Genomic DNA, 24832 nt, shown 5'->3' with positions numbered 1-24832 from the left:
ATTGTATGTCAGTTTAATGAGCAAACTATCCTGTTAAACGCGTGGGCTTGCCCAGGAAAAGTCGGCGGGCTAGCGGTTCAGAGTGTAAAGACGAAAAAAAAGCAGGCCGCTTTGAAAGACAGCCTGCTGCTAAGGAGGAGCTAGGGGGAGCCAGCCCTGTGTCCAGGGTTGGCTATAAGTTCAGGCAACGCGTTGGCTGGGCTCGGTACGGGAACGGAACTGGCTGCGTTGCTGTTCACGCTGAGCGTAGGCTTTGACATGGCCCGCATCCTTGACATGGCCGTAGCCACGGATCAGATCCGGGTAGTTCAACCAGCGCTGGGCCACTTCCATATTGTCCGCATCCAGGTGGGCGCTGACTTCATTCAGGTCAGCCAGATAGTCTTCAATATTTTGGCGTTCCTGACGGCGTTCCTGGGTGTAGCCAAAGATATCCAGTGCACCACCGCGCAAACCGCGTAGATGGGCCAGAATCTTGAACAGGCTGCGGGTCGAAGGGCCAAACTTGCTCTTGACTGGCTGACCCTGGCTGTTCTTGCGACCGAGCAAGGGCGGGGCCAGATGGTATTCAATCTGGTAGTCCTTGCCAGGCTCCCCCGCAAACTGGGCACGCAGCTTGTCCAGGAAGGCCGGGTCGGTGTACAGGCGGGCCACTTCGTACTCGTCCTTGTAGCTCATCAGCTTGGCCAGTTGCGTGGCGGCGATGCGAGTCAGGGGCAGAGCCTTGTCCTGATTCAGGCGTGATTCGCGTTCCATGACCTTGTTGATGGCGTCGCGATAGCGCTTGGCCCAGGCCGGGTTCTGATACGCAGTCAGGTGCTCTTCCATGCGCTTGATCAGGGACTGCACGCTTTCAGGGAACGTGACTTCGCGGGCTTTGGGCGTCGCACCTTCCATCAGGGCTTCGATACCCTTTTCAGCGGCCAGACGCCCCCATTGAAAGGCTTCGCGGTTGGCTTTGACGGCAACCCCGTTCAGTTCGATGGCGCGCAGCAAGCTGTCCATGTGCAGAGGAATCCAGCCACGCTGGAAGGCATAGCCCAGCAAGATGGGGTTGGCGTACAGGGCGTCACCCATGACGTGTACGGCCAGGGCATTGGCATCCAGATAGCGGATCTCTTTGCCCACGGCACTTTCGATATCCGTGCAGGCGGTTTGCAGCGGGAATTTCCAGTGCGCGTTGCCGATCAGATCCGAGGTCGGGCTGGCAGCGGTATTGATAATGGTGTGTGTGCGGTCGCGGCTGACACGGCTCAGTACGTCCGTGGAGGCGCTGACCAGGGCATCACTACCAATCAGCAAGGAGGCCTCGCCGGTAGGCACACGGGTGGCGTGCAGCAGATCGGGCTGGCGTGCAATTTGCACGTGGCTCAGCACCGCACCGCCTTTCTGGGCCAAACCGGCCATATCCAGAACGCTGACACCTTTTTGCTCGATATGAGCAGCCATGCCCAGCAGGCCACCTACCGTCACGACACCCGTGCCGCCAATACCGGCGATCAGAATGCCGTAGGTCTTGTCCAGATCCGGCAGTTTGGGCAGAGGCAGATCGGCCAGATTGAAGGATTCCAGCGAGCGACCTTGGGCTTCCGGCTTGCGTACTTGTGCCCCTTTCAGGGTGACAAAGCTGGGGCAGAAACCGTTAACGCAGGAGAAATCCTTATTACAGGAGGACTGGTTGATGCGGCGCTTGGAACCCATGGGGGTGTCCAGTGGCTCAACGGACAGGCAGTTGGACTTGACCGAGCAGTCCCCGCAGCCTTCACAGACTGTGTCATTGATAAAGGCGCGCAGGGCGGGGTCCGGATAAGTCCCTTTCTTGCGGCGACGGCGTTTTTCCGTGGCGCAGGTCTGGTCATACACCAGGATGGTGGTGCCGGGCACTTCGCGCAGCTCGCGCTGTACGCGGTCCAGCTCATCACGGTGATACACAGGCGGGTTGCCAGCCAGGGTAACGCCCTTGAATTTCTCGGGCTCGTCGGTGACCACCACAATCTTGCGAGCGCCCTCGGCATGGACCTGGGCAATGACGTCGGTGACTTTCAAGATCCCGTCTACGGGTTGGCCGCCTGTCATGGCGACGGCATCGTTATACAGAATCTTGTAGGTGATATTGGAGTTGGCTGCGATCGAGGCTCGGATCGCCAAAATTCCCGAATGGAAATACGTGCCATCGCCCAGGTTGGCGAAGACGTGTTTTTCATCGGTAAAGGGTTGTTGGCCAATCCAGGCGACGCCTTCGCCGCCCATATGACTGAAGGTGGAGGTGCTGCGATCCATCCAGACCGTCATGTAGTGACAGCCAATCCCGGCCATGGCGCGCGAGCCTTCGGGCACGCGAGTGGAGGTATTGTGCGGACAGCCCGAACAGAACCAGGGCTTGCGCTCTACGCTGACGCGCGGCATACGGGCTTCGCGGTCCTTGGCATCCAGAATGGCCAGACGGGCCTGGATGCGGGCTTGCAGCTCCTCGGAAATGTCCATGGTGCACAAGCGGCGGGCAATGGCGCGCGCAATAATCGCAGGAGACAGTTCACCCTGAGGAGGGAGTAGCCAGGGCGAGCGCAAGCTGGACCATTCGCCGCCACCGTGTTCGGTCTCGTCAAACTTGCCGTAGACCTTGGGACGTACGTCATCGCGCCAGTTGTACAGCTCTTCTTTCAGTGCATATTCCAGAATCTGGCGTTTTTCTTCCACCACCAGAATTTCGGACAGGCCGGTTGCGAACTGGCGGGCGTCTTGCCCGTCCAGGGGCCAAATACAGCCCACTTTAAATAGTCGGATACCTAGCTCGGCGCATAGCTCGTCGGACAGGCCCAGATCGGCCAGTGCCTGACGGGTATCCAGATAGGCTTTACCCGCCGTCATGATGCCAAAGCGGGCTTCGGGCGAATCAATCTCGACGCGGTTCAATTTGTTGGCGCGCACATAAGCCAGAGCGGCGTACCACTTGTGGTTCATCATGCGGGCTTCTTGCGCCAGTGGCGGGTCTGGCCAGCGGATGTTCAGGCCATCGGCGGGCATGTCCTCGATCTCGGGCAGGACAATGTTCAGGCTGTCCGGGTCCAGGTCCACCGAGGCGTTCGATTCCACCACTTCGGTGACGCACTTCAAGGCCACCCATAGACCGGAGAAACGGCTCATGGCCCAGCCGTGCTGGCCAAAGTCCAGGTATTCCTGCACGTTGGCCGGATACAGCACGGGGATACCGGCGGCGGCGAAAACGTGATCGGACTGGTGGGCCACCGTGGAGGATTTGGCGCCGTGGTCATCGCCTGCCAGTACCAGCACACCGCCGTGACGGGCGCTGCCGGCCGAGTTGGCATGCTTGAACACGTCCATGGAACGGTCCACACCCGGGCCTTTGCCATACCACATGGCAAAGGTGCCATCGAAGCGGGCACTGGGGTACAGATTGGTTTGCTGGCTACCCCAGACGGCGGTAGCGGCCAGATCTTCGTTCAGACCGGGCTTGAATACGATGTCGTGTTCTTGCAAGTGTTTGCTGGCCTGCCATAACGCTTGGTCTACGCTCCCTAGTGGGGAGCCCCGGTAGCCAGAGATAAAGCCTGCTGTATTCAGACCGGCGCGCCGGTCCCGTTCTTTCTGCAGCATGGGCAAGCGCACCAGGGCCTGGGTGCCGCTCATATAGGCGCGGCCCTTGGTGACAGTGTATTTGTCATCCAGGGACACCGATTCCAACATGGCCTTGTAAGGTTTGTTGAGTGGGGCATTCATGAGTTTGTCTCCTGCAAGAAGGATTGTTTTCGTGCAAGTTGTTGTAGTTTGTTCTTTAGTCTAGGGCAGCTTTTTGTTATCGTAAAATCAAATTTACGTGTACCTGATATCTGAAAAACGGATGGCTATGAAACACGAAGTGACCCTGAGACAGTTCCGATATTTCATTGCTGCGGCGGTCAGCGGGCAGTTCTCGGCGGCGGCCCAGGCGGAGAATGTCTCGCAGTCGGCCATCAGCAATGCGGTGCAAAGTCTGGAGCGTCAGCTCAATGTGGCTTTATTTGAACGCTTGCCCCACGGCGTGGAGTTGACGCCACAGGGGCAGGCATTTTTTCACCACGCCCATCACGTGATTGATGCGGTCAGTGATGCACTGAATCACGCAGATTTGCGTCGCCAAAATATCGAAGGACAAATTCGGGTGGCCGCGGGCTATACGGTTCTGGGCTATTTTCTGCCTGATCTGATCAGCCGTTTCAAGCACAGTTATCCTAATATCGACATCGAGCTGGTGGATATGGAGCGCCCCGAAATGGAGGCGGCCTTGCAGGACGAGCGCATCGATCTGGGTGTTGCTATTTTGTCGAATATCACCGATTTGGCTTTGTTCGGGCACCATCGCCTGAGCAGTTCCCGCCGTCGTTTATGGGTGTCCGATCAACACGCTCTGGCCAATGAGTCCAGCGTGTCCCTGGAGCAGATCAACAACTATCCCTACATCTTTCTGACGGTAGACGATGCCGATACGGCGGCCATGCGTCATTGGGGCAGCCCCGGCTTTCCGGAGCGCATCGCTATGCGGACGCGCTCCCTGGAGGCGGTGCGCGGTTTGGTGGCTTATGGCTTTGGAGTGACGATCTTGTCAGATATGGTTTACCGGCCCTGGTCTCTGGAAGGCAAGCGTATCCATGCCATCGGGATTCATGACCCGGTCGAGTCGGTAGAGGTAGGCTTGTTGTGGCCCAAAGGACGTGAGCCAGGAGGATTGGTGGCCTTGTTCCAGCGTTTTCTGATCCAGGCCTGTGATCATGATATGGCCCGCGCCGGCATGGGAAGCCGACGCGGTGGGGGACTGTTGTAGAAGTGCTTAAGGCACCAGCGCCAGACCGATACGGAACTGAGAAGAGCGATCGCGATATCCCAGCATGGTTTCCGCATAGCCCGAGAAGTACTGGCCGTAGAGATAGCCATTCATGTTCAAAGGCGTGCGGTTCAGCGGCCAGGCAATCGTGAACTCATGCGTATTGCGGCTGCCCGCGCCCTTGTTGTACATGCCAGACAGTACTAGTCCGTTGTCCTGCGCGTAACGGACCTTCCAGTCGTAACGGCCACGGTAGTGTGCCCAGTCTGCGTTCTCGCCCATGAATACATAGTGCTTGATGCGTGGGGCAAACGTCAGTGTGGCGCCGTGATCAAAGCGGTAATTGAACTCGGGCTGGATGAAGACCTCGTTCATGGAGCGGGAGTCGTCTCCGGCCTTGCCGTTGGAGGCGTGTTCGTAGCCGGTGGCCAGGCCCATGAACAAACGTTTCTGCTCGGACTCCCAAATGGAGTCCTTACGCCAGAAGAAGCTGGGGCGGTAGGTGGTGTCTACAAAAGGCTTGGAGTCGGCATGCAGATCCCACAGGGCTGTTTGCGTATAGCCAATGTAGAAGTGATCGTAGAATCTCGGATTGCTAGGATCATCCGGCGAATGCAGACGGTACTTGAAGCTCAGCTGGAAGCGGGCGTTTGTGCCGCCTTTATTGCCGACAATAAAGTAGGTTGGGTCGTGAGCCGAAATCGCATTGCTGAAGTTCTCGAAGCTGGAGTTCGCGGGTTTCAGGCCTTGTCCATTATTGATGGCTGGCCCTTCGCGTTGTGCTCCGGCTGCGACGGCCTGGGCATAGGGCAGGGCGGGGTCAATGACACGTGGGTCATGGCCAGCACCTGCGTTCACCACGGCGGCGTTTGCTGCTTGCGAAGTAATCGGGCTTTGGGCTTCCGGATTGGTGTCCAGTGCCAACATCACACGCTCGCCTTCAATATTGACGGCTTGCAAGCCGGTCAAGCCATTGGGGACCACGGCTCGCCAGCTGTAGGCGGTGAAGTTGTTGGTAGGGATGGATGCTCGGGGCCGCGGGTTGACCAGTTCGGCCAGGCTGCGGATGACGTTGCCGTTATTGTCGCGCCACTGCAAAACCAGGTTTTGCGGGGCGGTCCAGCTCATCAAGCTGCCTGTGTCGTTGTAGACGATGGCGTCAATATCGACGGTTTCACCAGAACTGGCCTGTACTTGGCGCAACTGGTAGCTGATACCTGCCTGTGCGGTATTCAGGATTGCGCTCAAGATAAGAAGGGGGGCCGATAGTATTAAAGAGTGCTTACTTAGTTTCTTTTTGGTCGGCATGGAGAAAAGTCCAGGAAAGCGTGTTAATCCGTACACGACTGTACCATTTGCGACTAAAAATACTACCTATAATTATTTTTCTTACAGTATTGACACTCTGACCAGAGTGCTGCTTATCTAAAACAGATTTTCAGGCTAGAATATTCGATTGTCCTTTTCAGGTCTGTTTTTTTTCAAAAAATGGGCCTTGAAATCGGTCCTTATTCCGTACGGGCCGTTATCTCGGACCTTGCATTGCTTGGCAGTTTTGACGATGCCACCATCACCTGGCGGGTGTAGCTCAGTTGGATAGAGCACAGGCCTTCTAAGCCTGGGGCCGGGGGTTCGAACCCCTCCACCCGCGCCAATCTTGCTCCCATTTCCTGCACGTTTTCCTACTCCTAGGCATTACCCTGAGCCGATGCATTTAGTAAGTATGGTGTAAGTGTCGGGCTCTAATGTTCACCGCATAGACGTCGGCAGGCGTCTTCATAGCGCCGTTTTCAGCCTTTTTTGGGCTGGGCCGGTTCAATAAGATACGCCAGCAAAACAAGGCGTTCAGAACAATGCGGAGACAAACTATGCAAGACCCTCTTGTAGGTCGGATTACGGCCAATCCTCGCTATCAGAATCTGGTCAAGACCCGGTTGCGGCTGGGCTGGATGCTCACCATCGTCATGCTGGTGGCTTACTACAGTTACATCGGCATTATTGCTTTCGACAAGGAATTGTTTGCAGAGCGCTTGGGTGATGGCGTCATGACCTTGGGTATTCCTATTGGTTTTGGAGTCATTGTGTTGGCCGTCGTGATTACAGGCATTTATGTCTGGCGCGCCAATACCAAGTTTGACCAAATGGCCAAGGACGTCCTTGAGGAGGTGCGTAAATGAAGCATTCCTACCTTCGTTCCGGCCTGGCTCTGGGCCTGATGCTGGCCAGTCCTGCCTTGCTGGCAGCTGGCGGCGATCTGGGCGAGCTGCAAAAGCAGCCGACCAACTGGACCGCCATCGGCATGTTTGCGGTCTTTGTGCTGGCGACCTTGTGGATTACCAAATGGGCGGCTGCCCGCACCAAGTCGGTCTCTGACTTTTACACGGCAGGTGGCGGTATTACAGGCTTTCAAAACGGCCTGGCCATTGCCGGTGACTATATGTCTGCGGCTTCCTTTTTGGGTATTTCGGCGGCGGTGATGATCAACGGCTACGATGGCCTGATCTACTCCATCGGCTTTCTGGTCGGCTGGCCCATCATTACATTCCTGCTGGCAGAAAAGCTGCGTAACCTGGGCAAATTCACCTTTGCTGACGTAGCCGCTTACCGCTTCCGTCAAGGTCCTATCCGCGCCTTTGCCGCCTCGGGCACGCTGGTTGTGGTTCTGTTCTATCTGATCGCACAGATGGTAGGCGCCGGTCAGTTGATCAAGCTGCTGTTTGGTCTGGAGTACTGGGTGGCTGTGGTGCTGGTGGGCGTGTTGATGATGGTCTACGTGCTGTTTGGCGGCATGACAGCCACCACCTGGGTGCAGATCATCAAAGCTGGCCTGCTGCTGTTCGGTGCTTCCTTCATGGCCATCATGGTGCTGGCACAGTATGGTTTTTCGCCAGAAAAACTGTTCGCTGCGGCTGTGCAGGTCAAGACAGATGCCGCTATTGCAGCCGGTAAAGATGCTGTCCAGGCCTCCACAATTGGTCAAGCCATCATGGGCCCCGGCAACTTCATCAAGGACCCTATCAGCGCGATTTCCTTCGGTATGGCTCTGATGTTTGGTACTGCTGGTCTGCCACACATTCTGATGCGTTTCTTTACCGTGCCTGATGCAAAAGAAGCACGTAAATCCGTGTTCTGGGCAACCACCTGGATTGGTTACTTCTACATCCTGACCTTCATTATTGGTTTCGGCGCTATCGTGCTGGTGTCCACCAATCCTCGCTTCCTGGAAGTTGGCGGCGATCTGATTGGCGGTTCTAATATGGCCGCTGTGCACTTGGCTGATGCTGTTGGTGGCGACGTGTTCCTGGGCTTTATGTCGGCAGTGGCGTTTGCCACGATTCTGGCTGTGGTGGCTGGTTTGACGCTCTCCGGTACATCCGCCGTGTCGCACGACCTGTACTCCACGCTGATCAAGAAGGGCGAAGCCACGAACGAGGAAGTCATGCGTGTATCGCGCACTACCACCTTGATCCTGGGTGTGGTTGCCGTGCTGCTGGGTATTATTTTCGAGAAGCAGAACATCGCCTTCATGGTGTCTCTGGCCTTCGCGATTGCTGCCTCGGCTAACTTCCCGGTCCTGTTCCTGTCCATTCTGTGGAAAGGCTGCACGACACGTGGTGCCACGATTGGTGGTTTCCTGGGCTTGATCGTTGCCTTGTTGCTGACCTTGCTCTCGCCTTCGGTGTGGGAAGCTACGCTGGGCAATCCAGCCGGCTCTTCGCCATTCCCTTATGCGTCGGCAGCGCTGTTCTCCATGCCTTTGGCTTTCGTGGCGATCTGGTTCTTCTCGATCACTGACCGTAGTCCACGTGCCGAGATCGACCGTGCCGGTTTCGAGGCTCAGTCGGTACGCTCCGAGACGGGTGTGGGTGCAGAAGCAGCGTCTGCGCACTAATCTGCTCTGACAGGCCGGGCTTGTTTGCCCGTGCCTGAGCCTGATTGTTAAGGGCGCAAAAAAACCCGGTGTGATTCAGATCACACCGGGTTTTTTATTTGCCCATACAGCTATTGCGGTCAGTACTGCTGGTCGTGTGCTGCGGATATCAAGCACACAGCAGTCAGTCTCTCTATTCAGGGATTCAGCTTCAGGCCTGAGTCTCGGACGGGACGGGCAGGCCGTCAAAACGCTCGTAGAAGTAGGCGGCGGCCTCCGGTGCCTGTTCATCCTCGGCCCGCAAGGTGGACAGAATATAGCGCTCGGCCTTGCCGCAGACCTGACGGTATACATCCCGGCACAGCTCATAAGCCTGTTTCCCTGCCCAGCCTGCTGGCAGCAGCTCAATAGGCAGTTGAGGGTCGTGCAGCTGAATACGGCGGAACTCGTGAATCAGCAGGGTGCGAATCACAAAGGCCAGCTCGTCGTTATAGTCATGGCCTGCATCCAGCATGGCCAGAGCGGGCGCAAAGCGCTGGATGAACTGACCGTAGCCGCTGGCCACCTGGGCCAGATCCCAGCTGTCCTGAATCAGTTGGGACAGAGGGCGGGTTTGCGGCAGTTGGGAAGGTTCCAGCTTGCCCACATACACCTGCGACTGCGCCTGTGTCGCCTGCAGGATGTAATCCAGAATCGTGTGATCCGGGTTGGGGTGCAGGAAAGCGGTGGGTGACAAGGCGCAAAAGCCCTCCCACAGCAGTTCCTTGCGCAGGTCTGCCCGTTGCTTGGAGTTCATCATCAAGCTGGGCATGCTGAAGATCAGCGTCCATTGCCCGTCCCAGGCCAGATAGGTCGGGGTGTAGATGCGTTGATACGCGTGTTCGAAGCGCTGGCTGGCTTCGGGACGCAAGGTGTACTGGCTACGTCGCCCTTCGCGCTGCGCGCTCAGCCAGCCCTCCTCGGCCAGCCTGTACACGCTGGTGCGCACCAGTCGGTCGCTGATCCCGAAGGGGGCCAGCAACTGAATCAAACTGCCTAGCCAAAGTTTGCCGCCATGTGGGCGAATCACGTCGCCAAACAAGGTCATGACCAGGGACTTGGCTCGGGGAGGGCGGTTTTCCAGATGGTGGGCGGCCCATTGGGCCAGGTCGGAATAAGGAAGCTCGGACATTGTTTTTTTAATGGCGCTCAAGTCTGTTTTGGAACGGCACGCCTGTCTGTGTAGACCGTTTAAGCGCTTGATTATAAAGGGTGGGTGCGCAAGCGGATTGAAAGATTGTGCAAGCCAGGGGCTTTCTTGAAGCTTGCAGCAGTTTCAGGTGCGCACACATTACAGATAGGGGCTGGCCAGCCAAATCAGGCGGTTGCGCAAGCGCTTGCCAAAGCCGATTGAACTTAAGGACTCCAGGCTGACGGCTTCGGCGTCCTCAATTTCCAGATCAATCAGGTTCTGGATTTGGCGGGCCGTGTCGCGGCTGTAGATTTCTACGTCCAGCTCGAAGTTCAATCGCAAGCTGCGCGGGTCCAGATTGGACGAACCAATATAAGACCAGACTCCGTCAATCGTCATGAGCTTGGAGTGGTTGAAGGGGCCGCTGGCGCGCCAGACCCGGCAGCCTGCGCGCAGCACCTGATCCAGTTGGGCTGTCATGGCGTAATTGACCAGGCGCAGATTGTTTTGCCCGGGGATGACGATATCCACTTGAATGCCGCGTCGGGCGGCGGTGTTCAAGGCACCCAACAGAATCTGATCGGGCAGAAAGTAGGGAGACTGAATACGGATATGGCGCTGGGCAATGGCAAACGCCCCTTGCAGCATATGGTGGGTACTGGCCATGAAACGGTCCGGGCCCGAAGCAATGCAGCGAGCCGGAACGTGAGGTCTGGGGGCGGGCGAGGAGCTGGCATGCCAGTAAGCGGGCGATAGATCTTCGCGAGTCGTGAACTGCCAGTCGTGGCGGAAAGAAGCCAGCAATTGCATGACTGCCGGGCCTTCCAAGCGGAAATGGGTGTCTTGAGAGGGCTTGCCGTCGCTGTACTGCGCCATAAAGGACTCACGCAGATTCATGCCGCCGGTAAAACCTACCGTGCCATCCACAATCAGCAATTTGCGGTGACTGCGCAGATTGGCGTAGGGCATGCGCAGAAAGCCCAGGGGGTTGGTCATGAACAGGGCGCAGCGTATGCCTTCGCGGCGCAGCAATCGAACAATGGGCGTACGCGAATATTTCGCCCCGATGGCATCGACCAGCACACGAATCTGCACGCCACGTTGATGGGCGCGCGACAGGGCGCTGACAAATTCACGCCCCAGGCGGTCGCTATCGAAGATATAGCTTTGCAAGGCAATGGTGCTGTGGGCCTGATCAATGGCTTCCAGCATGGCAGGATAAGCCTGATCGCCGCCGACCAGAACGCGCACATTATTGCCATTGCGTAGTTGGCTGCGGCTGACGCGGTCACCCAGAATTTGCAAAGAGCGAAACGGTGCGCCTACCAGGGCACCAATGTCCGAGACGGGAGGGTGCAGATAGGTGACCTGTTCATAGAACACGTCTGCACTTTGTTCCAGAAGGCTTTGTCTGCGTACGCGGTTGATCCCCGCGATCAGATACAGAAACGGTCCCAATAGGGGCGACATGATGATGACGCCCACCCAGCTGATGGCGGCGCGGACATCATTTTTGGTCATGGCGGCATGAATGGCCGCTGACGCGCCCAGTATCACGCTGAGCGCCAAGGCTAGATGCGGCCAGTAATCGTGCAGCAGGGAGCGCAGGTGTATCAGATGCTCTTGCATGGGTTCAGGTGCTACGGTTCTTGTCAGGCAGGTCCGGGCGTTGGTAGAGGCTGTGCATCCAGGACGGGTTCGGTTCGCCGCGGGCGGCAAACTGCTGCAGGCGGGAGGGAGAGCGCCATACGCCACCGCCTATGCCAGGCGAGGGCTGGACGCCATACCAGAACCATTGGCCATCTTCATCCTGTGCAAGCCAGTCCCAATTGACGGGTGCCTGATCCCAGCAGGGGAAACCGAGTGTCATCAGCAAACTTCCAGAAAATGGGACAGATTAGAGTATAAGAAAGCGTGGTTTTGTGCCAGTTTCTATTACAGAGGAGGCGGGCTGAAATGCCGGGTGTTTGATGGGGGAGGGGCTTTTGCTGTGCGGGCCTGCCAACTCGAAGGGCTGGGTCGCAGGCGAAAGCCAGGACTGGCCTGGGGTTCACAATCAAACACAGTTTATTGTCCAGCCTGAACTTGCGTGGGGTGTGCGAAGGCGGCAAACTTGTTACGATGAACAAACGCAAAAAAGCCCGCTGCGTGGCGGGCTTTCAAGTATGTTTTTTCCAGTTCCTGGTCTTGTCACCATTTAAGGAGAGTTGCAAAACCTTGGAAGCGGTAAATTTCTGGGGTGACCGATGGGGCTCGAACCCACGACAACCGGAATCACAATCCGGGACTCTACCAACTGAGCTACGGTCACCACTGTTTACTGCTTTTTTTGCTTCCGGCCTACATCAAGGTGGGCTGTGAAGTAAAAAATGTATTCTAGCATGCTTTTTTTAAAGAATGCAACACTCGTGCAAGAATACTTCGACCCTGAGTCTTGCTCCGGTCTTGCCGGTTAGAGCGTGACTCAGGTTTAATGATTTCCCCTCGTAATAGCAAGGAAGCGCGAAATGTCTCAATTATTCGTCGTTCATCCCGAAAATCCTCAACCCCGCGCATTGGCTCAAGCAGCCGAACTATTGGCGAAAGGAGGGCTGCTCGCCATTCCTACCGATTCCAGTTATGCCGTTGTCGCTCGCCTGGATGACAAGTCCGCCGCTGACAACCTGCGTCGTTTGCGTGGCTTGGATGATCGTCATCATCTGACCTTGCTGTGTCGTGATCTGGCCGAGATCAGCCACTTTGCCAAAGTGGATAACCCGCAGTATCGCTTGTTGAAGATGGCCACCCCTGGCCCGTGGACGTTCATTTTGGAAGCTACCAAGGAAGTGCCGCGCCGCGTGTCGCACCCTTCGCGCAAAACCATTGGTATTCGGGTGCCCGACCAGAAAGTGGCCCTGGCCCTGATGGAAGAAGTCGGCAGCCCCTTGATTTCCACCACGCTGATTCCTGAGGGCGAAGACGAACCCTTGAACGACGCCCAGGAAATTCTGGACCGTTATGCCCATCAGTTGGCGGCGGTTGTCGATGGTGGACCTTGCCCCTTGCAGGCCACTACCGTGATCGATCTGACCGGCCCTACGCCGGAGGTGTTGCGTCGTGGCTCGGGTGATCCTGCCACTTTGGGCCTGTCCTGATCTGCGGGCTTGCACAAAACTCGCGTCCAGGTGCCTATCCGTGTTTCAATTCTGAACCTTGGGGCAGCACTCGCTGTCCCAATCAGACAGGCTGATGACAGGCGACTTATCGTCTTGAAAAAGTAGGGGATAAGTCCCCGGCCTGGACCAAGGATCACCATGGACTCTTTTATACAGACCTTGACGGTCTATGCTTTGCCAGTCATTTTCGGTATTACGCTGCATGAAGCTGCCCACGGCTACGTCGCCCGCATGTTTGGCGACCCGACGGCCATGCTGGCCGGTCGTATCAGCCTGAACCCACTGCGTCATATCGACCCTATCGGCACGATTGTGGTGCCGGCGGTGCTGTTGCTGTCCAGCGCCATGATGGGCATGGGCGGCATTCTGTTTGGCTGGGCCAAACCCGTCCCTGTGGATTGGGGGCGCCTGCGCAATCCCAAGCGCGACATGCTCTGGGTTGCTCTGGCCGGACCGGCCTCCAATATGCTGATGGCTATCTTGTGGGTTCTGTATGCCCATTTGATGGTCAAGATCGGGCAGGGTGACAGCCGCTTCTGGATGGGCATGGCGGTGGCCGGTGTGCAGGTCAACCTGGTTCTGATGGCACTGAATCTGCTGCCTTTGCCGCCTTTGGATGGCGGGCGCATTGTATTTAGTCTATTGCCTAATCGTTTGGCCTATCATTATTCTCGTATCGAGCCTTATGGCATGGTCATTTTGATCCTGCTGATGTTTACCGGCGTACTGTGGACCCTGATGAGTCCCTTGATTGCGCTGGGCGAAGGCATATTGAAATGGTTCTTATGATTTAACGGCTTATCCGTTAAACTTGTGAGTCATATTTTTTTTCGGCTATAGGGCCTTAAACCCGGAGATTCATCTCATCATGGCAAGTTCGGACTCTGCTATTTCCAATTTTCAGGGCAGCATGGTTGCCCTTGTTACACCCATGGATCCCAATGGGGGTCTGGATTTTGCCGCTTACCGAAAGCTGATCGACTGGCACATTCAGGAAGGAACGCGTGTGCTGGTGGTCGTTGGAACCTCGGGCGAATCGCCCACGGTGTCGGTTGATGAGCACGCTGAACTGATCAAGGTAGCCGTTGAACACGCGGCTGGCCGTGTGCCCGTGATTGCCGGTGTGGGGGGCAACTCCACTCGCGAAGCCATCGAACTGTCGCGTCACGCCCAGGAAGTGGGTGCAGACGCCGGTTTGTCGGTGGTGCCTTACTACAACCGTCCTACTCAGGAAGGCATGTACCAGCACTTCCGCGCCATTGCAGAAGCGGTGGATCTGCCGCAGTTCCTGTACAACGTGCCGGGTCGTACCGTGGCTGATCTGCAGAACGACACCGTGCTGCGTCTGGCTCAAATCCCCAACATCATCGGTATCAAGGACGCAACGAGCGATCTGGCTCGTGGCGGCTTGCTGCTGCGTGATGCCCCCGAAGATTTCATAGTGGTCAGCGGCGATGATCCTACCGCTGCTTCGTATATCTTGCTGGGCGCCAAAGGCAATATCTCCGTGACGGCCAACGTGGCCCCACGCCTGATGAGCCAGTTGTGCCAGGCCGCTTTGGATATGGACGTACCGACGGTACGCCGTTTGAATGCCTATCTGGCAGGTCTGAACAAGAACCTGTTTGTTGAGGCTAACCCCATCCCCGTGAAATGGGCAGTTGCAGAAATGGGCCTTACTCAGCTGGGATATCGTTTACCATTGACGCCGTTAAATGCACAGCATCACGAGTTGCTGCGTCAATCTTTGAAACTTGCGGATCTTCTTCCATGATTGCAAAGCCAGTTAATAAAAGCCTGATCGGGCTGTCTTTGAGCCTGTTGGTGCTGTCGGGCTGCTCGACGATGGACCAGATTATGGGCCAGGGCGAGTCGGTTAATTACAAGAGTACGGTAGCAGGCGATCCCTTGAGCATTCCGCCGGATCTGACCCAGGCCAACCGCGACGCACATTACCGTGCGCCAGAAGGTGCCACGTCTTACTCGGTCTACTCGCAAGGTCAAACCGCGCAGCAGGCCAAAGGCGGTGCCGAGACGATCCTGCCCCAGTCTGATGCCATCAAGGTGATGCGCGATGGCGATCTGCGCTGGCTGGTCGTAGACCGCCCCGTGGAAGACCTGTTTCCCCGCATCGTCGATTTCTGGGGTGAGCATGGTTTTACCATTCAGTCCCAGGACCCCCGTGCCGGCTTGATTCAGACCGACTGGGCTGAAAACCGTGCCAAGATTCCAGAAAGCTGGATACGCAGTGCCTTGGGTTCCATCATTGACCAGGTCTTTGATAGCGGCGAACGTGACCGCTTCCGTACCCGCTTTGAGCGCGTCGGCAACAAGACCGAAATCTATGTGTCCCACCAGCACATGGAAGAAACACCAACGGCAGACGGTTCCGCCTTTAAATGGGTGTTCGCCAAAGAAGATCCAGGTCTGAATGCGGCCATGCTGGCCCGCATGATGGTTTTCCTGGGCTCGGATATTGAATCAGCACGTGAACAAGTAGCCAACGCTTCCAAGGATCCTTCCAGCGTTCAGGTCCAGGCGTCGGACAAGGGCGATCAGGCTGAGTTGATGCTGAACGAGTCCTTTGATCGTGCATGGCGTCGTGTTGGCGTAGCCATCGACTCCGCCGGTTTCTCGGTTGAGGATCGTGACCGTTCCGCTGGCGAGTTCTTCATCCGCTATCTGGATTCGGATACCGGCGAGAAGATCGAGCAGCAAAACATCATTGGCCGCATCTTCGGCAGCCGCAACACCGCCGAAGCCACGCCCTTCCGCATCAAGCTGAGCGCCCAAGGTGCTGGCACTCGCGTAACGGTGCTGGATCAGCAAGGTCAGGAGCAGACCACGCCGACAGCCAAGCGCATCATCAATGTGCTGTCTACCAATCTGCGCCCCGGCAACTGATTATTTTGAGTCGGCCTGCGGGCCGTCTGGAAAAAGCCCTGGTTTCATGCCAGGGCTTTTTTTATGCACTAGCTCCGTTCTGAGTTACTTTGGCTCTCTTTCTCTTGTCGAAGAGGAGCCAACAGGGGCCAGGAGTCTGGCGAGGTCAGCGCGATTAGCGTTGGCTTTCCCTTTACAGAAGAAGAGGTCGTTGAGAGCATTTCCTGAAAGGACACAGTCTCTTTTTCAGGCTACGCTGCGCTCTGTTTGTAGCGCCTGGATTGCGGTGCTCCCTGAAATGGTGCAAAGCCTTTCTTTGGCAGAGACTTGAGAGGGGCCATCTTTTATTTTGTGAGCAGAGTTAATCTTTCTTGAGCAGGGCTGGACTTTCTCTAAAACAGTAAAGATAATAGGAACCATTATCATTTGATGTGTTTTAGGGAGTGGCCCATGCTGAAATCGTTTTGCCGTAACGGTTTAAGTTTTTGCCTGCGTATGCTGCGTGGCACACAAGCCTCTGCTCACGCTCCTTCAGAACCGGGTGCTCGTATGCTGGCCATGATCGAGGCCTTGCCTCGTCGTCGTCGTGAAGCCTTTGTGCTGCATCGCTTCGAGGGCCTGAACTACAAAGAAATTGCGACACGCATGGGCACCAGCCCTCAAGTGGTTGAGCACTATATCCGCATGGCCATGTTGGCGTGCCGCCATAATCCGGCACCGCTCAATCGGGCGGACGGGGCAGTGCCGCGTCCGGCTGGTTCGTATGTCTAAGGACGAACACATGCAGCACATTGATGAGCAGGCCTTGAGCTGGCTGCTCAAACAGCACGACCCCAAACATCAGAACGATGCCCGCAGCCAGTCTGCTTTCCGGGCCTGGTTGTCCATTGATCCTGAGCATCAGGCCGCCTTCTTGCGCTGGAAGCTGGAGTGGGAAGCCATGGATGGAATCAGCGAGGAGCATCTGAGTCGTTTGCGTGCAAACTCCCGGCAAGCCGCAGGCGCGGCAGGGTCGGGGACATGGCGTCAACGTTTGCTAAATAGCTGTTTGGACGCCTGGTCCACCAACCCGGCCTTGCGCTTTGCCTTGGGTGGCGCCGTGTGTCTACTGCTAGGCGTGGCGTTTCTGGGGAGTGTAGGTAGCTACTTTCTATAAGCCCTGTCCAAAGGCCTATTCTCTATCTTCCCAAGGCGAGCGTAAATATTGCGCAGCTTGCTGGATACGCTCATCCAGTGTTGTGGCTTCCAATCTGGGAATGACACCCAGGCAAGGGCTCGGCAGATAGTCATGCAGCGTTTGCAGGTTCTCCTGGGCATAACTCATCTCCGGCGCTATGTGGTTGACGACCCAGCCCAGCAAGTTCAAGCCGCTGGCGCGTATGGCGTGAGCCGTCAGCAAAGCGTGATTCAAGGCACCCAAACGTAGACCGATAACCAGCACCACAGGTAGTTGCAAGACTTGCGCTAAATCTACGCCTGTCCGCCCTTGCCCCAAGGGCAGCATGAAGCCTCCTACTCCTTCAACGATTGTATAATCGGCCTGCTTCGCCACCGTTTGAACCGTTGTTTTGATCAGAGCCGGGTCTATTTCGATTCCTGCTTGTTCAGCCAGAATATGGGGTGCCGCAGCGGGCTTAAACAAGTACGGTGTCAGGGTTTCGGGAGCGAGCTTCAGGCTGGAATGCCGCGCCAGTGCATCCACATCTTCGTTCTGTAAACGTCCTTCTACCTCTACGGCCCCCGAAGCAATGGGTTTGATGCCGAGCGTGCGCGCGCCGCTTTGGCTTAGTAAATGAAGTAAAGCCGAGCTGACCAGCGTTTTGCCAATTTCCGTATCGGTGCCCGTCACAAAGCAGGCCCTCATGCGTATTCCTTCAGCAGACGACCCAGCCCATGCAGGCAATGCTCCACCTCTTTTGTGCCCCAGAGATAGCCGGGCATCAGGTAAACCGTATTGCCGATAGGGCGTAGCATCAGTCCCTGTTGCAAAGCAGAGCGGTAAAAGCGCCGGGCAAAGCCCTGGTGATCATAGCGAGCTGGGCCCGTGTCCAGATCAAAGGCCCAGATTACCCCGCAGCGGCGCAGATGCTGCATCTTGGGATAGTGCCGGTTCAGTCTATGCAAACCTTCATCAAGTGCTTGCCCCAGCGTTTTTTGCAGCTCGTAGACAGGATATTGTTGAAACAAGTCCAGCGTGGCCAGCGCGGCTCGGCAGGCCAGGGGATTGCCGGTATAAGAATGGGAATGCAGAAAGCCTCGGCGCAAGTCCTGGTCATAAAACCCTTGATAAATCGAGGGGCTGGATAGCACTACGGACAAGGGCAGCGTGCCGCCGGTAATTCCTTTGGAGAGACACAGCAGATCAGGCCAGATACCGGCCTGCTCGCAGGCAAAGAACGTGCCGGTACGGCCGCAACCCACGGCAATCTCGTCCAGAATCAAATGCACCTGATAGCGGTCACACAGCTCGCGCACGCCGCGTAGATAGTCGGGGGAGTGCATGTGCATGCCAGCCGCACATTGCACTAGCGGCTCCAGAATGACGGCGGCAATGTCCTGATGACCATCCAGAATCTGCTCCAGCGAGTGCAATGCGTTTTCGGTGACCTGCGTGTGTTCGTCCGGGCTAGTGGCTTGACGCAGATCGGGGCTGGCTGCGGTGTATTGCTGGCCCAGCTGTGTGCCGTAGTTTTCCCGAAACAAGGGCACATCGGTCACGGCCAGAGCACCCAGTGTTTCGCCGTGGTATCCCTGCGCGATGCCTACAAAGCGGTGCTTGTGTTCCTGGCCTTGGTTGCGCCAGTAGTGCACGCTCAGCTTCAGGGCAATCTCAACCGCAGAAGCACCGTCGCTGGCATAAAAAGCATGCCCTAAACGATGGCTGCTCAAGGCGGCCAATCGTTCGGAAAGCTGCACAACCGGCTCATGGGTCAGGCCGCAGAGCATGATGTGATCCAGTTGCTGAACCTGATCGCTAATGGCTTGCACCAGATGCGGGTGGCTATGGCCAAACAGATTCACCCACCAGGAGCTGATGGCGTCCAGATAGGCGTTGCCGTCGGCATCATGAAGCCAGGCGCCTTGGGCGCGTTTGATTGCCAGTAGCGGCACGCCTTGATCGTGATGCTGCATCTGAGTGCAAGGATGCCAGACCGCTTGCAGGCTGCGTTGGGCCAAAGGGGGAAAGGAGTTTGAGTTCATGGCAAATCACCGTAAAGAGTGGGCGGCTTCATGTAGTGCCTGGACTAGTTTTTCAATGTCCTGTTGCCGGTGGGTGGCAGACAGGGATATGCGTAATCGGGCTTGATGGCGGGGAACGGTAGGCGGGCGTATGGCCGGTGCCCAAATACCTTTTTGCAGGAGGGTTTCGGCCAGTTGCAAAGCAGGTTCTACCTCGCCAATCAACAGGCTTTGCACGGGCGTATCGGAGGGAGCTAGACGCCAGGGCAGATCCTGGCTCAAGGTTTGCAGCGTCTGGATATGCTCTTTCAACAAGGTCCGCTGGGGCTGGGCTTGTTTGATCAGTTGCAGACAGGCCAGCAAGGACGCACAATGCGCCGGGGCCAAGCCGGTGCTGTACACATAGCTGCGGGCGGATTGCGTGAACCAGTCGGCCAGCTTGCGGGAGCAGGCAATAAATGCACCACCCTGACCGGCCGCCTTGCCAAACGTCCCCAGATAAATAAGACGTCGCCGCTGCGTGGTCGTGAGCTGGAAATGCTCAGGCGCTCCGCGTCCGTTCTCACCCAAAATTCCCAGACCATGTGCATCGTCCAGATACAGCAAGGCATCGTGGCGTTCGCATAAGGCGATCAGCTCATCGACCGGGGCTATTGTCCCGTCCATGCTGAACAGGCTGTCCGAGATCACCAGTTTGAAGCCTGGTGTTGGCCTGCCGAGCAAATCATCCAGCCGTGCCATATCCCTATGGGGATAGACACTTAAACGAGCGCCGGATAGGCGGCTGGCATCAATCAGGCTGGCGTGGTTCAGCCTGTCACAAAAGATCGTGTCGCCCGTTCCGATCAGCGCGGGAATCACGCCCAAGCTGGCTTGATAACCGCTGACAAAAAGACGGCTGGCCTCGAAGCCGCTCCATTCAGCCAGCTCCTGCTCCAGTGCTTGAGCCAGCGCATGATGCCCACAAATCAGCGGGGATGCCGTCGCTCCGGCGACGTCTTGTGCTTCTAGCCGTTTGAGTTGTGGATGCTGACTAAGGCCCAGATAGTCATTGCTGGCGAAATTCAGCAAGACCTGGCCATTGCGTTCGATATGGGCGTTTGGCAAGGGGCGGCTGATTGCTCTTTGGCGCCACAGTTTCCTGGTCTTCAAAGTTTCCAGTTGTTGATCCAGATGAACGAGAAAAGCACTCATGACTGTGCCGCCCGGTATTGAACCGGCAAGCGGTTCCAGCCCCGATAGGCGGGGAGCCGAATACGCTCACCTTGCGTCCATTGCAGGCGAGGGAGCAAAGGCAGGAATTGCTCAAGTACGAGCTTGGCTTCCAGCTGCACCAAACCGGCTCCCAGGCAATGATGAATTCCGTGTCCCATGGATAGCTCGGCCTGATTGTTGCGGCTGAAGTCCAGATCGTCGGGATTGGCAAACACCGCCGGATCGCGGTTGGCAGCGCCCAAGAGCAAAAGCAGCAACTGCCCCTTGCGCAAATGCTGACCATGCCAGTGCTGGTCATGCATCAAACGTCTGGCTGTGTACTGAATCGGGCTGTCGTGACGCAGCACCTCTTTGATCGCGGCAGGAATTTTCTGCGGATTCGCTAGCAAGTCCTGCAGCGTTGTGGAGTCGGCCAGCAGTGTTTGAAACAGGGAGCTAAGCAGATGCCGGGAGGTTTCATAGCCTGCAAAGAGCAACATACAGGACTGTGCCAAGCGCTCGCGCCTGCCTTGAAGGGAAAGCTGCTCATTATGCAAAAGCCGCCAGGCCAACCCGCCTTCTTGCAGATTGGCACTGTTGCCTAGAAAGTCAGCCATATCCAGCAAGGCGTCCTGGGTGCTTCTCAGCAAAGGCATATCCGGCGTGGCTTGTCCGATAAAACCTGCCAGTTGCTCTGACCAGGCCTGAAAAACAGACAAAGGCAGTTGCTCCAAGCCGAGCACGTCCATCATGACTAAGGCGGGGAGCGGGCGACAGACCTCATCAACCAGATCCACTGAACCGTGCCGCAGCTTGTCTTTTAACTCCAGGTGGATGTGCGTAACGCGCTTTTCAATCGTGCTGTGCAGGGTTTCCAAAGCCTTCGCACTAAAAGCCGCATTCACCACTCGTCTGACGCGTGTGTGACGGGGGCGGTCCAGAAAGACCAGTGTCCTGGCCATCAAGCCCTTGAAGGCTTGCAAACGAGGGGAAGGATCAGCGCCAGCCTGGGCCACCCACCCGCCAACACGCCGCACACTTAAATCGGGATTGCGCAGGGCAGCTTGTACATCGCTGTGCCTATGAACTAACCAGGCCCCACCGCAGAAATCCGCATCCCAAACCAAAGGCGGCCCCTGACGAAGACGGGCATAAGCCGCATAGGGTGACGCAAGATCGAAATCGCCAAACATGACACCGTTTCCTGAAGATCAAAGCCAGCGCAGGCTAGCACTTGAGCGTGGAAGAGGCAGTCAATAGATTGTGTCTATTAATTCTTACAGGGTTTTTTGCCTGCAGTAGGGATAAGTTGCAGGTTTATAGTGCTTATTGATGAGTTTTTTGTGACTAGTTTTTACAATAAAATCAGTGGTATTCAAGGCAGTAATCCTGCATGGGCAAGGGGAATGTTTTTGCCATTCAGGCCAGAAACTCTGTTCTGGCCTGAATAGGTTTTTATGAGTTACCGAGCATCAGACGCCGCCGGAAGCCCCTCAGTACCCAGCTTTTCCGTTTTTCGCTGCGGCAACTTTCCATTCAAAATAAAGTACGCCAGCAGACCGATCACCAGGCCCCAGAAAGCCCCGCCAATCCCGAACAGGGTGATATTGGCGGCTGATGCCAAAAAGGTAATCAAGGCTGCTTCACGCGATTTGACGTCTGCCATGGCTCCCGCCAGGCTGCCGCCAATGGTGCCCAACAAAGCCAAGCCCGCCAGCGTGGTAATAAAGCTTGCAGGGAAGGCCATGAACACAGCGGCCAGGGTTACTCCAAAAACGCCAACCAGAATGTAGAACACACCGGCGGCAATCCCGGCAACCCAGCGTTTGGAAGGATCCTGGTGCGCCTCTGGCCCGGTGCAGATAGCGGCGGTAATGGCGGCTACGTTCATGGCATGGGAGCCAAAGGGAGCCATGATCAGCGAGCCCAGTCCTGTCACCCAGACAATCGGGTTGGCACTGGTACGAAAACCGTCGTTACGCAGGACCAGCATGCCGGGCATGTATTGGCCGGTCAGCGTGATCAGGAATAAGGGCAAGGCGACGCTTAGCAAGGCATTCAGGGTGAATACTGGCATGGTGAATACCGGCGCGGCCAGTTCCAGTTTCAGGCCACTCAGGTCTACGCGATGCTCCAGCAGTAGGAAGCTCAGGCCCAGGATCAGAATGCCGACCACTGCGTAGCGTGCGGAAAAGCGTTTGATGATCAGGTAGGCCAGAATCAGCAGACCTGCCAGTTTCGGGTCCAGTGTCATGCTGCCAAATGCGCCAATGCCAAATTGCAGCAGAATGCCGGCCAGCAGACCGGCAGCGATGCCGTTGGGGATCAGACGGATCAGGCGCTCGAAGTAGGAGGACAGGCCCAGGACGACAAAGGCCGCTGCCGAGATCAGGTAGGCGCCGACGGCTTCTTCATATGGCGTGGTGGCCAGAGCCGTAACCAGAAATGCAGCGGCGGGCGTGGACCAGGCGGTGATGATGGGTTCGCGCGAAACCCAGCTCAAGAGCAAACCGGTAACACCCACACCAATGGAAATTGACCAGACCCAGGAGGCGGTCAGCTCAGGGCTGAGGCCGGCTACTTTGGCGGCCTGGAAAACCAGAATAAAGGTGCCGCCGTAGTTGACGATGACCGAGATCAGACCGGCCACGATAGGCGGGATCAGGTCGCTGACTAGAGAGGATGAGGTCGATCGGGAGGTAGACATAGTGCTCTGCGCTTTCCAAAAGGAGAGATGACAAACGAGCACTATTTATAGCGATTAAATGGACTGGCCAGATAGGACGCTTTCTAGATGTAGGGCAGACCACTTTTGAGTTGGGTAGGTGCCTGACTAGATTGAGCGGGGTGGCTACGTGATTTTGAATGTGGCCCGAGCTGGATTGAAGCTCGGCTGCAAAGCCACTAATGGTGGCTTTATGACGGATTGCTCGTCTTCTGAATCGCGTTGTTCATGATAGTGCTTTTTCTTGCTGGATGGCGTGAATAAAATACTGTGGCAACTGCAACTGCAACTGCAACTGCAACTGCAACTGCAACTGCAACTGCAACTGCAACTGCAACTGCAACTGCAACCGGCAAATGTATCGGTTTTTCGATTCCTGAGGTGTTAGCAATAAAAAAGCGAAGCAGCCTGCAAGCTGCCCCGCTTCTTTTCTGAACTCGCCAGAGTTAGTGGCTCAGTGCTCAGTTTTCCTTGAACTGCAGCCAGCCGTCATCCAGCCAGGCATTCAGCATTTCGCGTTCATCTTCATCCAGGGCTTCGAAACTGTCGCCGGGGATCAAGAGTTCACGTTGGTCAGCCAATTGTTTCAGGGCCGGGCTGGCGGGGCAGGGGGCGACCTCACCGTTGATATACAGCTCATCGCCGCGATACATCATGCGCGAGCAGCGATCCAAAGCCAAGCGGCCTGCAGGCAGCTCGGGGTCATGCAGATCAACCGGGTCTTCGGCAATGTCGAACCAGCTATTACTGGGCAATTCGGTCAGCCAGACGCCCAGGAACCGTGAGGCCAATGCTTCGTCAAAACGAATGGCGTTCAAGGCATCCAGCGACTTCTGAACAAGCTTCTCCGGCAAGGCGGCAGGTGTGGTGCTGGCCTGGGCATCCGGGTCGGTGTAGCGCTGCTGCAGGCTCTCGGGCATGGGCATCGGTGGGTCGGCATACAAGCCAAAGCCTTCGCCACTGGCGGCGGCCAACTGATCCGAGGCGGCATCCATCAAACCACGGGCCAGCGTTGCCTGGGTAGGCGAGCGAAAGCCGATGGAAATTGTCATGCAGTCGCCAATTGCAATCCCGTCATGTGCCACGTGCGGGGGCAGATACAGCATGTCGCCGGGTTCCAGCGTGAACTCTTCTTCTACCTGGAAATTGCGCAGAATCTTCAAGGGCAGGTCGGGCACCAGGCTCAGGTCTTTTTGCTGGCTGATACGCCAGTGACGCTTGCCGTGGGCTTGCAGCAGGAACACATCGTAGCTGTCGAAGTGTGGGCCTACGCCACCGCCGTCAGAAGCAATGCTGATCATGGCGTCGTCCAGACGGGCATCGCCAATGAAGCGGAACTGACGCATCAGGGCGGCGGTGTTGTCGTCGTGCAGATCCACGCTTTGTGCCAGGGCGGTCCAGTTGGGCTGCGAGGCGGGCGGCAGCTCGTCAAAAGGCCCGGTTTCCATTTCCCAGTCTTCGCCGTCATGAATGATCAGGCGCGACTCGACTTCTTCACGCGTTACCAGCTCGCGGATATTGTCTATGCTCAGCGAGTGCTTGAAATTAGGGATGGCGCCGCGTATCAATAAAGGTTTGCGTTGCCAGTAGGTTTGCATGAACTCATGCGCGCTGATGCCGCCCAAAAGGGTCAATGGCTGGTCGATAGTCATGGACTGCCCGAACAAGAATTAAATTAGCCCGTAGCTTAACTGATCCGGCCTGTCCCGGTGTATGGCTAGCCTGCGTATCAGGCGTATCCAGCGCAAAGAATCCAGAGAAATACTCGCGATATAGAGTGATTGACTCACGGTAGGAGTCTAAGAATGATTGATTGTCGATCTGCTCGCCAACG

General features: G+C 56.6%; 21 protein-coding genes and 2 tRNA genes. 11 read left to right on the top strand and 12 right to left on the bottom strand.

All coding sequences use genetic code 11. The features are described from left to right. Window positions 1-180: 180 nt before the first annotated feature. On the bottom strand, window positions 181-3738 hold the full coding sequence (locus ACFPDR_RS10640) for an indolepyruvate ferredoxin oxidoreductase family protein (protein ID WP_376911114.1): 3558 nt from the start codon (window positions 3736-3738) through the stop codon (window positions 181-183). A 127-nt stretch (window positions 3739-3865) separates the two neighbouring features. Here ACFPDR_RS10640 and ACFPDR_RS10635 point away from each other — a divergent pair, with 127 nt between their 5' ends. Further along, window positions 3866-4819 carry a LysR family transcriptional regulator gene (locus ACFPDR_RS10635; RefSeq protein WP_042483833.1) on the top strand — a complete coding sequence of 318 codons (954 nt, stop codon included), beginning with the start codon at window positions 3866-3868 and terminating at the stop codon, window positions 4817-4819. Window positions 4820-4825: 6 nt separating this feature from the next. Here the strand turns inward: ACFPDR_RS10635 and ACFPDR_RS10630 are convergent, their stop codons facing one another. Beyond that, window positions 4826-6127: a phospholipase A gene (locus ACFPDR_RS10630; protein WP_042483837.1), complete on the bottom strand. Its 1302-nt coding sequence runs from the start codon at window positions 6125-6127 to the stop codon at window positions 4826-4828. Window positions 6128-6396: 269 nt separating this feature from the next. On the opposite strand from ACFPDR_RS10630, the gene ACFPDR_RS10625 reads away from it, so the two are divergent. The 3 genes from ACFPDR_RS10625 to ACFPDR_RS10615 all read left to right on the top strand — a co-directional run bounded on the left by ACFPDR_RS10625 (window position 6397) and on the right by ACFPDR_RS10615 (window position 8711). Further along, window positions 6397-6473 (top strand) — tRNA-Arg (locus tag ACFPDR_RS10625). A gap of 214 nt (window positions 6474-6687) precedes the next feature. Continuing rightward, window positions 6688-6996, top strand: coding sequence for a DUF485 domain-containing protein (locus ACFPDR_RS10620; protein WP_376911113.1), 309 nt, complete (start codon window positions 6688-6690; stop codon window positions 6994-6996). Beyond that, window positions 6993-8711 carry a cation acetate symporter gene (locus ACFPDR_RS10615; RefSeq protein ID WP_035270945.1) on the top strand — a complete coding sequence of 573 codons (1719 nt, stop codon included), beginning with the start codon at window positions 6993-6995 and terminating at the stop codon, window positions 8709-8711. The genes ACFPDR_RS10620 and ACFPDR_RS10615 overlap by 4 nt, the downstream gene beginning before the upstream one ends. 190 nt (window positions 8712-8901) lie before the next feature. On the opposite strand, the gene paaX is transcribed toward ACFPDR_RS10615, so the two are convergent. From paaX to ACFPDR_RS10595, 4 genes are all read right to left on the bottom strand, one after another. Further along, window positions 8902-9861 (bottom strand): phenylacetic acid degradation operon negative regulatory protein PaaX, encoded by a 960-nt coding sequence (gene paaX / locus ACFPDR_RS10610; protein ID WP_022983507.1) that lies wholly within the window; start codon window positions 9859-9861, stop codon window positions 8902-8904. A 159-nt stretch (window positions 9862-10020) separates the two neighbouring features. Continuing rightward, a complete protein-coding gene (locus ACFPDR_RS10605; RefSeq protein ID WP_026485269.1) occupies window positions 10021-11490 on the bottom strand; it encodes a phospholipase D-like domain-containing protein in 1470 nt (489 codons plus the stop codon). Between the two features lie 4 nt (window positions 11491-11494). Beyond that, on the bottom strand, window positions 11495-11731 hold the full coding sequence (locus ACFPDR_RS10600) for a hypothetical protein (protein ID WP_022983509.1): 237 nt from the start codon (window positions 11729-11731) through the stop codon (window positions 11495-11497). A 365-nt stretch (window positions 11732-12096) separates the two neighbouring features. Next, window positions 12097-12172 (bottom strand) — tRNA-His (locus ACFPDR_RS10595). 196 nt (window positions 12173-12368) lie between these two features. Here ACFPDR_RS10595 and ACFPDR_RS10590 point away from each other — a divergent pair. The 6 genes from ACFPDR_RS10590 (at window position 12369) to ACFPDR_RS10565 (ending at window position 17055) form a co-directional block, all read left to right on the top strand. Then, window positions 12369-12995 carry an L-threonylcarbamoyladenylate synthase gene (locus tag ACFPDR_RS10590; protein ID WP_009457902.1) on the top strand — a complete coding sequence of 209 codons (627 nt, stop codon included), beginning with the start codon at window positions 12369-12371 and terminating at the stop codon, window positions 12993-12995. A gap of 159 nt (window positions 12996-13154) precedes the next feature. After that, window positions 13155-13805 (top strand): site-2 protease family protein, encoded by a 651-nt coding sequence (locus ACFPDR_RS10585; protein ID WP_022983510.1) that lies wholly within the window; start codon window positions 13155-13157, stop codon window positions 13803-13805. Between the two features lie 79 nt (window positions 13806-13884). Next, window positions 13885-14790 carry a 4-hydroxy-tetrahydrodipicolinate synthase gene (gene dapA / locus ACFPDR_RS10580; protein ID WP_376911112.1) on the top strand — a complete coding sequence of 302 codons (906 nt, stop codon included), beginning with the start codon at window positions 13885-13887 and terminating at the stop codon, window positions 14788-14790. Continuing rightward, complete coding sequence (gene bamC / locus ACFPDR_RS10575) at window positions 14787-15920, top strand: outer membrane protein assembly factor BamC (RefSeq protein ID WP_321289906.1); 1134 nt, start codon at window positions 14787-14789, stop codon at window positions 15918-15920. The genes dapA and bamC overlap by 4 nt, the downstream gene beginning before the upstream one ends. A 429-nt stretch (window positions 15921-16349) precedes the next feature. Next, window positions 16350-16670 carry a sigma factor-like helix-turn-helix DNA-binding protein gene (locus tag ACFPDR_RS10570; RefSeq protein ID WP_083054060.1) on the top strand — a complete coding sequence of 107 codons (321 nt, stop codon included), beginning with the start codon at window positions 16350-16352 and terminating at the stop codon, window positions 16668-16670. Between the two features lie 10 nt (window positions 16671-16680). Next, entirely contained in the window at window positions 16681-17055 is a 375-nt protein-coding gene (locus tag ACFPDR_RS10565) for a FecR/PupR family sigma factor regulator (RefSeq protein WP_022983511.1), read from the top strand. Window positions 17056-17070: 15 nt separating this feature from the next. Here the strand turns inward: ACFPDR_RS10565 and bioD are convergent, their stop codons facing one another. From bioD to ACFPDR_RS10540, 5 genes are all read right to left on the bottom strand, one after another. Next, window positions 17071-17763: a dethiobiotin synthase gene (bioD, locus tag ACFPDR_RS10560; RefSeq protein ID WP_137431305.1), complete on the bottom strand. Its 693-nt coding sequence runs from the start codon at window positions 17761-17763 to the stop codon at window positions 17071-17073. Continuing rightward, on the bottom strand, window positions 17760-19100 hold the full coding sequence (gene bioA, locus ACFPDR_RS10555; protein ID WP_226348569.1) for an adenosylmethionine--8-amino-7-oxononanoate transaminase: 1341 nt from the start codon (window positions 19098-19100) through the stop codon (window positions 17760-17762). The genes bioD and bioA overlap by 4 nt, the downstream gene beginning before the upstream one ends. A 6-nt stretch (window positions 19101-19106) precedes the next feature. Further along, window positions 19107-20273: an aminotransferase class I/II-fold pyridoxal phosphate-dependent enzyme gene (locus tag ACFPDR_RS10550; protein ID WP_376911111.1), complete on the bottom strand. Its 1167-nt coding sequence runs from the start codon at window positions 20271-20273 to the stop codon at window positions 19107-19109. Beyond that, the gene (locus ACFPDR_RS10545; RefSeq protein ID WP_376911110.1) at window positions 20270-21466 is read right to left on the bottom strand and encodes a cytochrome P450; all 1197 of its coding nucleotides are present in this window, start codon (window positions 21464-21466) and stop codon (window positions 20270-20272) included. Before ACFPDR_RS10545 ends, ACFPDR_RS10550 begins: the two co-directional genes overlap by 4 nt. A gap of 269 nt (window positions 21467-21735) precedes the next feature. Further along, window positions 21736-22980 (bottom strand): benzoate/H(+) symporter BenE family transporter, encoded by a 1245-nt coding sequence (locus ACFPDR_RS10540; RefSeq protein WP_115634127.1) that lies wholly within the window; start codon window positions 22978-22980, stop codon window positions 21736-21738. 274 nt (window positions 22981-23254) lie between these two features. On the opposite strand from ACFPDR_RS10540, the gene ACFPDR_RS10535 reads away from it, so the two are divergent. After that, window positions 23255-23386, top strand: a complete 132-nt coding sequence (locus ACFPDR_RS10535) for a hypothetical protein (RefSeq protein ID WP_274382996.1) — start codon at window positions 23255-23257, stop codon at window positions 23384-23386. A 73-nt stretch (window positions 23387-23459) separates the two neighbouring features. On the opposite strand, the gene ACFPDR_RS10530 is transcribed toward ACFPDR_RS10535, so the two are convergent. After that, a complete protein-coding gene (locus tag ACFPDR_RS10530) occupies window positions 23460-24650 on the bottom strand; it encodes a JmjC domain-containing protein (RefSeq protein WP_137431301.1) in 1191 nt (396 codons plus the stop codon). Window positions 24651-24832: the final 182 nt, after the last annotated feature.

The organism is Alcaligenes sp. GCM10023179 (assembly GCF_042653705.1).
In the GTDB taxonomy this organism is placed as follows: domain Bacteria; phylum Pseudomonadota; class Gammaproteobacteria; order Burkholderiales; family Burkholderiaceae_B; genus Alcaligenes; species Alcaligenes phenolicus.
Note: the sequence above shows the minus strand (reverse complement) of the source record. Positions and strands in the feature narration are given on the sequence as shown.

Excerpts from the sequence above, each read along its gene's own strand:
- ACFPDR_RS10570 (WP_083054060.1), top strand. The coding sequence starts at position 16,350 with ATGCTGAAATCGTTTTGCCGTAACGGTTTAAGTTTTTGCCTGCGTATG.
- ACFPDR_RS10585 (WP_022983510.1), top strand. The coding sequence starts at position 13,155 with ATGGACTCTTTTATACAGACCTTGACGGTCTATGCTTTGCCAGTCATT.
- ACFPDR_RS10620 (WP_376911113.1), top strand. The coding sequence starts at position 6,688 with ATGCAAGACCCTCTTGTAGGTCGGATTACGGCCAATCCTCGCTATCAG.
- ACFPDR_RS10540 (WP_115634127.1), bottom strand. The coding sequence starts at position 22,980 with ATGTCTACCTCCCGATCGACCTCATCCTCTCTAGTCAGCGACCTGATC.
- ACFPDR_RS10635 (WP_042483833.1), top strand. The coding sequence starts at position 3,866 with ATGAAACACGAAGTGACCCTGAGACAGTTCCGATATTTCATTGCTGCG.
- ACFPDR_RS10545 (WP_376911110.1), bottom strand. The coding sequence starts at position 21,466 with ATGTTTGGCGATTTCGATCTTGCGTCACCCTATGCGGCTTATGCCCGT.
- ACFPDR_RS10530 (WP_137431301.1), bottom strand. The coding sequence starts at position 24,650 with ATGACTATCGACCAGCCATTGACCCTTTTGGGCGGCATCAGCGCGCAT.
- ACFPDR_RS10630 (WP_042483837.1), bottom strand. The coding sequence starts at position 6,127 with ATGCCGACCAAAAAGAAACTAAGTAAGCACTCTTTAATACTATCGGCC.
- bioA (WP_226348569.1), bottom strand. The coding sequence starts at position 19,100 with ATGAACTCAAACTCCTTTCCCCCTTTGGCCCAACGCAGCCTGCAAGCG.
- bamC (WP_321289906.1), top strand. The coding sequence starts at position 14,787 with ATGATTGCAAAGCCAGTTAATAAAAGCCTGATCGGGCTGTCTTTGAGC.
- ACFPDR_RS10550 (WP_376911111.1), bottom strand. The coding sequence starts at position 20,273 with ATGAGTGCTTTTCTCGTTCATCTGGATCAACAACTGGAAACTTTGAAG.
- ACFPDR_RS10615 (WP_035270945.1), top strand. The coding sequence starts at position 6,993 with ATGAAGCATTCCTACCTTCGTTCCGGCCTGGCTCTGGGCCTGATGCTG.
- bioD (WP_137431305.1), bottom strand. The coding sequence starts at position 17,763 with ATGAGGGCCTGCTTTGTGACGGGCACCGATACGGAAATTGGCAAAACG.
- ACFPDR_RS10640 (WP_376911114.1), bottom strand. The coding sequence starts at position 3,738 with ATGAATGCCCCACTCAACAAACCTTACAAGGCCATGTTGGAATCGGTG.
- ACFPDR_RS10605 (WP_026485269.1), bottom strand. The coding sequence starts at position 11,490 with ATGCAAGAGCATCTGATACACCTGCGCTCCCTGCTGCACGATTACTGG.
- paaX (WP_022983507.1), bottom strand. The coding sequence starts at position 9,861 with ATGTCCGAGCTTCCTTATTCCGACCTGGCCCAATGGGCCGCCCACCAT.
- ACFPDR_RS10600 (WP_022983509.1), bottom strand. The coding sequence starts at position 11,731 with ATGACACTCGGTTTCCCCTGCTGGGATCAGGCACCCGTCAATTGGGAC.
- dapA (WP_376911112.1), top strand. The coding sequence starts at position 13,885 with ATGGCAAGTTCGGACTCTGCTATTTCCAATTTTCAGGGCAGCATGGTT.
- ACFPDR_RS10590 (WP_009457902.1), top strand. The coding sequence starts at position 12,369 with ATGTCTCAATTATTCGTCGTTCATCCCGAAAATCCTCAACCCCGCGCA.
- ACFPDR_RS10565 (WP_022983511.1), top strand. The coding sequence starts at position 16,681 with ATGCAGCACATTGATGAGCAGGCCTTGAGCTGGCTGCTCAAACAGCAC.